Genomic DNA, 8893 nt, shown 5'->3' on the forward strand with positions numbered 1-8893 from the left:
CATCGCGAGTCCCTAGAGCAGCTCGTACTTTTCCATCAATTCGAGCTTCCGGCTTTCCTTGCGACGCCGATCTTCTCGCGATTCTTCGGTCGGGACGATATCGCGTTTCGCCGCGAGCGTCGCGTCGTATCGCTCCGTCTCGGCAATCAGGTTGACGAGTTCCTTCAGTTCATTCTTTGCTCGCGTGAACATGCCAGTTCCTTCGTGTCAGAGTTGAGAGGTATTACGCGACCAAACAGACGTGGTCCGCGATCTCCGAATGCGACATTCCGCCATCGTAATAGTCCTTCAGCGATTGCTCGTTCTCGCGCACGTACGCTTCGACCTTCGTCGGGTTGTTCATGCCGACTTCGCGCACCGTCTTGATCTCACGGAGAACGTTCGGCACGACGCCCTGCTCGAGGACGTTTCCGGTCTTCGCGGCCTGGATAGCATTCTGGCCCATTTTCTAAATTTCCTGAGATTGACGAAACGGCGTGATGGAATTTTAGTGCAGCTTCTCGCCCCAGCCGTGCGCCGCCGGATCGATGACCGGACAGGCCTGCCGGATAAGACTGTCGAACTCACAGTCGATCTCGCTCCAGTCGTCAGCGTCGGCGAAAATCAGCCGACCGCGATCGGCAGCGCCGATGTAGCGCACGAGATTGCCGTGGATCTCGAACTCGTCGCCTTGCGCATTGATATCCACGAAGGTGCAGCAATACATCGCGCCGACTTCGAGAGCGTTGCCAGCGTGGTCCGTGATCACTGCAACCGGCGCATGCACGGGAGCGGTTGTTTCCGTGGGCGCCAAACGGGCGTGGTTCAATACGTTCATGGATGTCCTGTTGGTTGGTGGCTGACTTGCCATGCGCCCACTATAGCGGCGCGTACACCCCATACAAGATCGCACGAAACTCGCTTTCCCGGCTTTCCCTCGTTTTTTAGGTGTCGATTCCTGTTCGGAATCAGGTGAGCTTTTTCGGGAATCAGATCCTGATGCAATCGATTCTGGTCCGCGCGCCGGACCTTGAATGGTGCGCGCCTCCTGGGATAATCCGTCCATACCCGATCACGAGGAACGGAATTCACCATGCATCTCGCTCACACCGATCAGCGCCGGACCCCGGCACGCGCCGCCGGCGCCCTGCCACTCGGCTCCATTCTCGGCTCCGTCCAGGTGCCTGGCCACGTTATTCGCCTCTCTGACCAGTTGGCTGGCGAGTTCTACACCGCCGCCGAGGAAATCGAGTTCTGCGGCGATCAGGTCGAGACCTTCGCGATCCCGCCGTGGGCCAGCCGCGACGGTGCCGCGTGGCTTCCGGATCTCGCTGTGCTCGGCTACCGCCGCGCTGACAGCGGCCACCTGGGCCGTGAGGAACTGCTCGTGGCGACCGCGGCCGCAGACATGCACATGGACGGCGAGGGCCTGGTGCTGATGGTAGTGCTGCACAACGACGGTCTGACCTTCCGACAAGGAAAGGTCCGCCACAAACCGAAAGCGGGTGACTGGTTCATTTTCGACGATCGATTGCCTCACGGCGTTGATGAGGCACCCGGCCGGGCAGCATTTCTCGGCTGGAACATCCCGATCGTGCCGCTCTGATCGACGACTATCGCTCCCCATTCTTGAGAGGAACACGATGAAACAACAGGACATCAAGGTCGGCTGCATCTATACCGACGGTAAGGCGGGCCTGCGCCGGGTAACGGCTGCTGGCCCGGAATACAAGCTCTACGACAGCCAGGAGGAAACGGACTGTCTCCAGTACGAGGTCGTCACGAGCGCGGCGGCAGGGTCTGTTGTCGAGCGTGGCAAGTCAGTCGACGGTAAACCGCTCGCCCACTCCACACGCCAGTCGTTCGCGGCATGGGCAAAGGCCGAGGTGCCGGCCGACCAGCTTGAGCAAAAAGTCGCTGAGTTCGGCGCAAAGCGGGTCAAGCTGACCCCACCTCAGGCCACACTCATGCGCACCTTTGACCCGGCGGACGAGCTCAAGACGGGTACGCATTGGTGCTGTGAGCCTGACGAGCTACGCCCAGCTCGCGCGTGCCAGGACAAGGGCCTGCTCGCGATCGATGGCGAGCCGGGCCGAGGCGAGCATTTCGAGGTCAAGCTGACGCTCCTCGGCATCGAGGTCGTGCGGCTCATGACGACTGGCGTAACGGTGCCAGCGTAACCGTACTTCATCTGGTCTATTGTCGGTCGGGCCACAGTCCGCGGCCCGACGACACTCGATTACCTGGCGGCGTTAGCGCGAGCATCAGTGCGCGCGACCATTCTCAGCAGTTCGGCCCGAATGAATTGCGGGAGCGTTTCACCATTCCCCATCCTAATGAACGCCGCCCGATGCTCGCGTGAACGCGAGCACAGCGCCTCCAGCTTTTTGAATGCCTCAAGTGACGCCCGGTAGTTATCTGTCTGGCGCACGAACTGACTCCACCAAAATTCAAGCGTGGTCACCCTACTGCGCATGAGCGCGGACGCGATCACATGGTCTCTGACCTCGCGCTCTTCTGGCGGAATGCTGCCGACTGCAAAGTGATCGAAGGGTTCGGTCACATACCTCTCGTCGAGAGGAGTGTCCATGTGCCGAGTCCGCTGACCGTCGTGCATAAAGGTCAGGCTCGGATCGAACGGTTCCTGAGCGTATTCCGACGACGGCCGCGGAATAGAGCCGGCCGGCGGAGCACCTACGCCCTGTTTGTCGTGGAGATGATGCATGGTGATGTCTTCCTGGCTTGTCACAGCGGCCAAAAACTCGGCGCACCTGCTTCTTTTCAGCCTTGGTCGCTCGTCGGCTGTTGGCCGGCGCGGGCCTCATCCTCAAATGCGCCATGGTTTCCCGGGCACACCTCTAACGGTTGTTCGTCGTAGCGTCGCATGTCGATATCGCGCAAAACTTTGGCGCTAAGCCCGAACTCCTCACGATACGACGCGATACCCCGGCTGATGACTTGCTCGAATCGTCTGAAATCCTCCTCCGTTTCGGCAAGCACGAGAGCCATAACGGGCTTTGCCTCGGTGTCCCCGAAACCCACTCGTGGCAGAGTGTGCATTGCATAGAACGTCTGGCCTGCCGGGAGCGCGTTGCAAAATGCCTCTACGGCTTTCTTAAGTTGTTCTTCGTTCAACATGACGTTTCCTTCTCACTTTTTCTATGGAGCAGCAGGCGTCGACCAGGGCCACTTCGAGGTAACTGCTACGTTGAACGACGCAACCAAGCAGACCATTGCAAACGCACTCGCGCGGGCCGAACGCATACGCCCGCAGACCCCGGCCGCCGACACCGCTCTAGCAACTGCAGATCGGCTTGTTTCTCTGCTGGGCTGCATCAACGTCGCGCAGCACTTGCCGCAGTGCCTGACGAGGATGGACGTACGCACAACCAAACGCCCCCTACCGGATCGATTTGCTTTTAACGCCATCGTCCCACGCCTGCAGCGCAGCCGACTTAGTTCGCATCGGGGTACCACGGACTCCCCCCGGAAAGTGCGACTTCGCGCAATACGCGGTCCAATACGTCGGCCCCTTCGTCACGGCCGGCTGCTCACCACATCGCGGACAGGGTTCGTGCATCAAATCCATCATTGTTCTTTCGTCAGTGCGCCGGAACGACGTAGTCCCCGTTGGGGCGCTTGACGACCGTCGCTGGCATTCCGTCGTGCTCGCGATGCTCGACGGTCCACGCTTCCACCACTGGCGCCTCACCAGTCAGTAGCTGGACGCGCACGGTGTTCGTGCCTGGTTTGACAACGACACATCCGGTGGACGGGCGAAGGCCATCATCCGGACGGCCTCCGAGCCAATACGCTTTCCACGGACGAGAATCTTCGGGACATGGGTCGAAGCCAAGAATCGGTACTGCATGGCCATCAACCTGCACCTTGTATCCCGGCCCAATGACAATGTCCGGGTTACCCATGCCGGATTGGTCCATGTAGTAACGAGCCAGATCCCGCGCGTACGGAAACGCGATTGCCGATGCAACGATTAGACCGGTGATGCCTACTGCGACGTAACGCGCTCGACGTTCGAGCTTACCCAGCGCCGAAGTGAATACATTTACCATGTCGATCCTTCCCCATTCATACGGGATTAGCTGCGACCACCCGATTTACCAAGCAGCCGAGCCCAGCTTGTATTATTTGCCCCGCGCCGCCGCGTAGATTGCAGCCATGTCGACCTCGCCGGCGACGATCGCTTGCAGCACGTCATCGGAGAAAGCCTTGACGACGCCGAGCTTGCGCGCCTTCAGCTCGACAGCTGCAGCTTCTTGCCACTGCTCGCTGTCGGTCAGTTCCGGCTCCAGGTCGGGATGAGTCGACACGTAGCCAGCCATCACATTCTTTGCTTCGCTCCGAATTTTTCTCGGCATTTCTCTGCTCCTTTCAGGGACTATCGGCACACTTTCAAAGTGTGCCAGCCGGTTCCCACGAATCTAGCCATCGCAGCGGGCCGAGCGGATCGTTTTCCCGATCTGGATTCTCGCCGCCAACTATCGCGTAAAGACCACACCGATCGCTGGCAACATGACCAGCAGGCCCAATCCGATCAGGAACAGTACCTTCGCTCGCCAGCCCTTGGCCAGGTCGATTCCGATACGGTTGCTCAAAGCTCCCCACACCATTGCTACAAAGAGCAACACCCCGCCCCTGGTCGTTTCGTGAACGCCCAGGGCCATCATTGCCAGCTCGTACACCGCAAAAACCGCCGTGCCCATCGCGGCGGCGAATGTCACATCGTTGAACGTCGGACGACGAAGCTTTACTCCAAGGATCTGCATGGCTGGTCTTTTCGGGTTAGCCGGAACTTGGCAACCACAGGTTAACGGATTCGAACGGAGCAGCCTTAAATGCGGATGGCGGCCCGCACCGCGTCACCAGCGGCCTTCTCGTACAGCCGAGCGCTCTCATGGCTGTCGTCGCATGCGCGGCTGATCACACGGGCAATATGCGGCACCGCACTCCGGCCCGGTTCACCTCCCTCGGCGGCCTTCAGCTCGGTCAGCACAGCGTCCGCGACGTAGAGGTAGTCCTGCCATCGGTATTCATTTCCCGCAGCGTCGCCCTGATGCATCGGCTGTTCGCCACAGGCCGAACAGATTGCACCGGCAACCCGCTCCCGAGTTGTCGGGTCAGGCTGAGTAGCGCGAAGTTTCTCCATGACCTGCTGGTAGTTCTCGTGGAGCACCGGCCAGTCCGGACCCCGCTCGAGCGCGTCCGGATCCAGACGACCTTCGAACACGGCAAGACGGACCTGCGGATGCTTGTGGCCGACCGTGGCCAGCCAACCCGCGCACGCGAGCTCTGCGCCGATCCTCGACTGGTGGCAAGCAAAGATCCCCGCTCCAATCTCCGGTCCCATCCCGCGATGGTCCGGACAGGTCGCCGCCAGATTCTCGGCAAATTCCATGTCGAATTGGGGGATATCGGTCGCCGAACTGTCGAGCCGCCACGGGCACGAGGCACACGGCTTGGTCATGTGGTGAAGCGGATTGTCTGCCATTTCCTGTCGCCTCTACTGAACCTCGGCACGGCCCGATGACGACACCAGCACGGCCTCTCCGTTGATCCCCGGCGCATAGCCCACTCTCCTGAGCGCGTCCAGCGTCGGATAATACGTGAACTCCCCGAGTACTTCGGCACCATCGCCTTCCTGATAAGATCCGCACAACATGACCGTGCGATCCATCACCTGGCAGGAGAGCCCCGGTCCCGGGTTCGCCACATCACGGACGAAGCCGTCTTCGTCCACGAAACACCCTTTCGGGTAGTTGGAGTTCGACACGGATGTGCCCCCGATCATGCCTTGACGTCCTGCAGGAATGCGTTGACCCGCGCCGCCATCAGCGGATCCAGTCGGCGCTCGATCGCGTCTTTTAGTTCCTGGCTGACAGCGATCTGGTAACCATGCTTACGGCCAAGCGCGAGGAAGGGTTCGTTTTCGGCGCACCACTTAACGAAACTGTCCAGCGCGTCGACGCCGAGCACCTCCCCTTCAACGAGTTGCGTTTCGCGCTCGAACAGCATGTCCCCGTCGCCCATTTTCGCGAGAATCACGGTCTTGCCGACTTTCGTCGGGATCGCGGCAAACCACAGGTCGATCACGGATCCGTCGATTTTGGCTCTCAGCTTCGCGGTCTGCCGGCGGTCATCGAGCTGGTAGGTAGGATGGGACGCCACCCTGGAGTGGGTGTTGTACAGGTACAGAAATGCGGTATGGGCATCCATGACGCTAAGTGAAAGACTCAGACTGTCTCCCGGCTGCTGCTCGCCATAGGTGATGACCGCCGTGTCATTGTCGTCGCTGATCTCGCATTTGGCGATGTTCCTGCCCGCCGCAAATTGGCGAAGGATCGCGGCTGGGAGCGTGGGAATTCTCTGGTCTACGTGCATTTTTCTCGTCCGGATTGAGCGTGCAGTGGCGAGACATCGCCAACCGCGTGATTATCGCTTGAGAAGTCAAACTTCCAGAATCGTGAAGTCCGGGTCGACCTCGATGAGATTGCCGAAATCGTCCTGGACAGCGAGATACGGTCCGGTGCCATGCTCGAACACATAGGTCCACCGGATATCCAGCTTCCACTTTTCGATCGTCGCTTTTCTGTACATTGCCGAATCCTCCATTTGTCTTGACGGGCTGATCATGGCGACACATTACTGGTCCGGCGCCGGGTTTCAAGCCTCTGCGCGAAAACTCAGTTCCTTCGACATGCCTTGAATGCGCGAGAACGCCGCGTATCGCGCCGACATGATCGCGAGCATGAAGGCCGTCGGTCACGTCATCTACACCGACCACTGACCTCGCCGCTGGCGCGCTGAATCACCTATTCGCCGAACAGGTCCGACTGCTGGCCGCGGGCCGTTTCTCCCCTGAGGACGGCCTCCTCGACTTGAGCGGCGGGCTCGACTCGGACGAGCCATTCCTTCCACGGTTCCGGCAGGGAACAGTTGATGGGTGCCCAGGCGAACAGCGGCGCGATCTCACTGTCGCGGTACCCCGCCAGCCCACATCCGATTTTTGTCACAAAGAACCGCTCGGCCGGGTTGTTCTTCGCGTATTCGATGAATTCTGCGACCGCGTCCGCGATCTGCTCGAGCGGCAGGGTCTGTTCGGGATCGTCCAATGGCGGACGGGGATTTCCTGGCGTCGGACGGCCATCCTTCGTCGGAATCGCATAGCTCTGGCGGCTCCTGCCCGCCGGTTTTCCGGCAGCAGCGCCGTACTTTTCGCGGGCGACAAGCGCAGCCCCTTTCCCATGCCTCGAGGCAAGATTCGATCCGAACACGAAGATTTCGCCATCCTTCGGCAGGGTTCCGTCGAGATGGAAAATCCGATGTTGCCCCAGCATCCACAGCACAAAACGATCGTATGCGCCGTCGTTGGCAAGATTGAACACCGGCACGCGATGGCGACTGGCCAAGACGATCGCTGTTGCCGTTCCGCCCGTTTCGGGAGATCGAGCTGCCTCCGATTCGCACCCGTCCGGCGTCCAGCAGAGGACGAATCGAGCCGGCCTATCGAGGTTCGGCCCCAGAAACTGGCCGACGTTGCGGGAATGTAGCCGGCGATCGCCTTCCTTCAGCCGGGACCAGGCCGGATGCACCGTTGCCGCTATTTCGGAGTGCCTGGGTGTCGGGAATTGGGCATGATCCGCGGAATGGCTGTTGAAGCCCGGCCACGGAAGCCAGATCTCCTTCGCGCCGCCGACGGCGTCGCATCCGGCCTCGAAAGCTGCATCGGCCCGATCAGCGGCGCCGGAGCGCAGGACGTAGCCAAGCGCGGAAAGGCGCCTGGCGATCGCCGTCATGCGTCTGCAGATCTCAACCGGGGTGTCACTGGAGCCGATGCCTGCATAGTAGAGCGTGTCCGCGTTTTCCATACGGCCAGCATACCTGCCCAGTAAATCCCGACAAGAGCTCGTAAGCCCTCGTTGCTGCGGGAATATCGATTGACCGCTATGTTGTGAGGCCACGCCGGCAAGAGCGACGTGATCACTCGCGGAATGCCGACCGGCATTCCGCTCACCTGATGCCCGCGTGGGGGCGGGCACCAGGCTGAATTTACGCAGTCTTGATGTCGACGCGCAAGTTGTTGAACCATGCAGCGAAGTCGGCAGCGTCGGTGAAAACCTTCGTCAGGGCACCTTCATTGCTGATGCCGACCGTGTAGCCCTCGTTGAGCAATCCAACGATGTGCGTTTCAAAGAGAGCAGGATTCCCTTGTTTGGTAAGCGAATCGCTGATCGTTTCTACGGAAATGGTGACTACGGGAGTGCTCATAGTTCTCTTCGTTCATTTTCACGGCGGCCGGCCGTGCGCGGGGCGCGATCGCGCCGAAGTTTTCCTACCTGTCGGAACGTGTTTTAGTGCCCGTCGCGCGGCCCCATTCCATCATCGTCTCGCCGCGCTTGGTGTCCATGATTCGACAATAGTCGCCGTGGCCGCAGAAGAACGTCGAATACATGGATGCGACCCAATACCAGGGCGCGGAAAACTTGGGCTTCGCCGCGCCGCGTTGAGTGAATACTTGAAAGCGCTGTGTCATAGCCCTTCCCTGTCTTTCCGTCGTTACGCGTCGGACTGTTGCCGGGATCTCTTCGTCGCCAACTCGAGCTCCGCAGCCGTCAACTGACGGAGGTGCAGATAACTTCCGGGGACGGCCGGTACCTGGATCAGGCGAGGTGTCTTCCCTTTACTCCCGTCCTCCCGACCGAATGCACCGATGAGGCCGACCACTTCCCCTTCTTCGGTCAATCCCCACGCGGCAACGTGCCAAACAACGGGCGGTGCATTTTCATTATGACCATCATGCACGAAGAACCAATCGGTCGACGGCGTAATCTCTTTGTACATAGCGTTCCTGTCCATCGCGCCGGCTACCGGACACGGGGCGCCGCTGGCGCCGGTT

Annotated in this window: 18 protein-coding genes; 2 read left to right on the forward strand and 16 right to left on the reverse strand. The window is 60.2% G+C overall.

Annotated elements, in window-relative coordinates; translation table 11 throughout:
• Window positions 1-12 precede the first annotated feature (12 nt).
• From L810_RS14070 to L810_RS14080, 3 genes are read right to left on the reverse strand one after another with little or no spacing between them, the layout of a single operon-like run.
• Entirely contained in the window at window positions 13-192 is a 180-nt protein-coding gene (locus L810_RS14070) for a hypothetical protein (RefSeq protein ID WP_021158972.1), read from the reverse strand.
• Window positions 193-223: 31 nt separating this feature from the next.
• Window positions 224-445 (reverse strand): hypothetical protein, encoded by a 222-nt coding sequence (locus tag L810_RS14075; RefSeq protein WP_021158973.1) that lies wholly within the window; start codon window positions 443-445, stop codon window positions 224-226.
• A 42-nt stretch (window positions 446-487) separates the two neighbouring features.
• Window positions 488-817: a hypothetical protein gene (locus tag L810_RS14080; protein WP_155836226.1), complete on the reverse strand. Its 330-nt coding sequence runs from the start codon at window positions 815-817 to the stop codon at window positions 488-490.
• A gap of 255 nt (window positions 818-1072) precedes the next feature.
• Between L810_RS14080 and L810_RS14085 the strand changes: the two genes are divergently transcribed.
• Window positions 1073-1585 (forward strand): hypothetical protein, encoded by a 513-nt coding sequence (locus L810_RS14085; RefSeq protein ID WP_042974492.1) that lies wholly within the window; start codon window positions 1073-1075, stop codon window positions 1583-1585.
• Between the two features lie 37 nt (window positions 1586-1622).
• Entirely contained in the window at window positions 1623-2159 is a 537-nt protein-coding gene (locus L810_RS14090) for a hypothetical protein (RefSeq protein WP_021158976.1), read from the forward strand.
• A gap of 59 nt (window positions 2160-2218) precedes the next feature.
• Here L810_RS14090 and L810_RS14095 read toward each other — a convergent pair whose 3' ends face one another.
• The 13 genes from L810_RS14095 to L810_RS14140 all read right to left on the reverse strand — a co-directional run bounded on the left by L810_RS14095 (window position 2219) and on the right by L810_RS14140 (window position 8838).
• On the reverse strand, window positions 2219-2569 hold the full coding sequence (locus L810_RS14095) for a hypothetical protein (protein ID WP_257008857.1): 351 nt from the start codon (window positions 2567-2569) through the stop codon (window positions 2219-2221).
• A gap of 191 nt (window positions 2570-2760) precedes the next feature.
• The gene (locus L810_RS14100; RefSeq protein WP_042974495.1) at window positions 2761-3117 is read right to left on the reverse strand and encodes a hypothetical protein; all 357 of its coding nucleotides are present in this window, start codon (window positions 3115-3117) and stop codon (window positions 2761-2763) included.
• 464 nt (window positions 3118-3581) lie between these two features.
• Complete coding sequence (locus L810_RS47165) at window positions 3582-4052, reverse strand: hypothetical protein (protein ID WP_155836228.1); 471 nt, start codon at window positions 4050-4052, stop codon at window positions 3582-3584.
• Between the two features lie 72 nt (window positions 4053-4124).
• Window positions 4125-4358 (reverse strand): hypothetical protein, encoded by a 234-nt coding sequence (locus L810_RS14105; protein WP_021158977.1) that lies wholly within the window; start codon window positions 4356-4358, stop codon window positions 4125-4127.
• 120 nt (window positions 4359-4478) lie between these two features.
• On the reverse strand, window positions 4479-4766 hold the full coding sequence (locus L810_RS14110; RefSeq protein WP_042974496.1) for a hypothetical protein: 288 nt from the start codon (window positions 4764-4766) through the stop codon (window positions 4479-4481).
• Window positions 4767-4831: 65 nt separating this feature from the next.
• Window positions 4832-5488, reverse strand: coding sequence for a DUF6283 family protein (locus L810_RS49050; protein ID WP_051392249.1), 657 nt, complete (start codon window positions 5486-5488; stop codon window positions 4832-4834).
• Between the two features lie 12 nt (window positions 5489-5500).
• Entirely contained in the window at window positions 5501-5737 is a 237-nt protein-coding gene (locus L810_RS14120) for a hypothetical protein (RefSeq protein WP_021158980.1), read from the reverse strand.
• Between the two features lie 47 nt (window positions 5738-5784).
• Entirely contained in the window at window positions 5785-6378 is a 594-nt protein-coding gene (locus L810_RS14125; protein WP_042974499.1) for a hypothetical protein, read from the reverse strand.
• Window positions 6379-6444: 66 nt separating this feature from the next.
• Entirely contained in the window at window positions 6445-6594 is a 150-nt protein-coding gene (locus tag L810_RS47170; protein WP_021158982.1) for a hypothetical protein, read from the reverse strand.
• Between the two features lie 215 nt (window positions 6595-6809).
• Window positions 6810-7865 carry an A1S_2505 family phage non-structural protein gene (locus L810_RS48685; protein WP_063625730.1) on the reverse strand — a complete coding sequence of 352 codons (1056 nt, stop codon included), beginning with the start codon at window positions 7863-7865 and terminating at the stop codon, window positions 6810-6812.
• Window positions 7866-8046: 181 nt separating this feature from the next.
• The gene (locus tag L810_RS47175) at window positions 8047-8265 is read right to left on the reverse strand and encodes a hypothetical protein (protein WP_155836230.1); all 219 of its coding nucleotides are present in this window, start codon (window positions 8263-8265) and stop codon (window positions 8047-8049) included.
• 64 nt (window positions 8266-8329) lie between these two features.
• On the reverse strand, window positions 8330-8530 hold the full coding sequence (locus L810_RS45160; protein ID WP_081712849.1) for a hypothetical protein: 201 nt from the start codon (window positions 8528-8530) through the stop codon (window positions 8330-8332).
• Between the two features lie 23 nt (window positions 8531-8553).
• Window positions 8554-8838: a hypothetical protein gene (locus L810_RS14140; RefSeq protein WP_081712854.1), complete on the reverse strand. Its 285-nt coding sequence runs from the start codon at window positions 8836-8838 to the stop codon at window positions 8554-8556.
• Between the last annotated feature and the right edge of the window lie 55 nt (window positions 8839-8893).

Source organism: Burkholderia sp. AU4i (assembly GCF_000466765.1).
Taxonomy (GTDB): Bacteria; Pseudomonadota; Gammaproteobacteria; order Burkholderiales; family Burkholderiaceae; genus Burkholderia; species Burkholderia cepacia.

What these genes read in the sequence shown, in the direction of transcription:
- L810_RS48685 (WP_063625730.1), bottom strand. Translation starts at nt 7,865, where the DNA reads ATGGAAAACGCGGACACGCTCTACTATGCAGGCATCGGCTCCAGTGAC.
- L810_RS14140 (WP_081712854.1), bottom strand. Translation starts at nt 8,838, where the DNA reads ATGTACAAAGAGATTACGCCGTCGACCGATTGGTTCTTCGTGCATGAT.
- L810_RS49050 (WP_051392249.1), bottom strand. Translation starts at nt 5,488, where the DNA reads ATGGCAGACAATCCGCTTCACCACATGACCAAGCCGTGTGCCTCGTGC.
- L810_RS47175 (WP_155836230.1), bottom strand. Translation starts at nt 8,265, where the DNA reads ATGAGCACTCCCGTAGTCACCATTTCCGTAGAAACGATCAGCGATTCG.
- L810_RS14090 (WP_021158976.1), top strand. Translation starts at nt 1,623, where the DNA reads ATGAAACAACAGGACATCAAGGTCGGCTGCATCTATACCGACGGTAAG.
- L810_RS14125 (WP_042974499.1), bottom strand. Translation starts at nt 6,378, where the DNA reads ATGCACGTAGACCAGAGAATTCCCACGCTCCCAGCCGCGATCCTTCGC.
- L810_RS14080 (WP_155836226.1), bottom strand. Translation starts at nt 817, where the DNA reads ATGAACGTATTGAACCACGCCCGTTTGGCGCCCACGGAAACAACCGCT.
- L810_RS14105 (WP_021158977.1), bottom strand. Translation starts at nt 4,358, where the DNA reads ATGCCGAGAAAAATTCGGAGCGAAGCAAAGAATGTGATGGCTGGCTAC.
- L810_RS14070 (WP_021158972.1), bottom strand. Translation starts at nt 192, where the DNA reads ATGTTCACGCGAGCAAAGAATGAACTGAAGGAACTCGTCAACCTGATT.
- L810_RS45160 (WP_081712849.1), bottom strand. Translation starts at nt 8,530, where the DNA reads ATGACACAGCGCTTTCAAGTATTCACTCAACGCGGCGCGGCGAAGCCC.
- L810_RS14085 (WP_042974492.1), top strand. Translation starts at nt 1,073, where the DNA reads ATGCATCTCGCTCACACCGATCAGCGCCGGACCCCGGCACGCGCCGCC.
- L810_RS14075 (WP_021158973.1), bottom strand. Translation starts at nt 445, where the DNA reads ATGGGCCAGAATGCTATCCAGGCCGCGAAGACCGGAAACGTCCTCGAG.
- L810_RS47170 (WP_021158982.1), bottom strand. Translation starts at nt 6,594, where the DNA reads ATGTACAGAAAAGCGACGATCGAAAAGTGGAAGCTGGATATCCGGTGG.
- L810_RS14100 (WP_042974495.1), bottom strand. Translation starts at nt 3,117, where the DNA reads ATGTTGAACGAAGAACAACTTAAGAAAGCCGTAGAGGCATTTTGCAAC.
- L810_RS14095 (WP_257008857.1), bottom strand. Translation starts at nt 2,569, where the DNA reads ATGGACACTCCTCTCGACGAGAGGTATGTGACCGAACCCTTCGATCAC.
- L810_RS47165 (WP_155836228.1), bottom strand. Translation starts at nt 4,052, where the DNA reads ATGGTAAATGTATTCACTTCGGCGCTGGGTAAGCTCGAACGTCGAGCG.
- L810_RS14110 (WP_042974496.1), bottom strand. Translation starts at nt 4,766, where the DNA reads ATGCAGATCCTTGGAGTAAAGCTTCGTCGTCCGACGTTCAACGATGTG.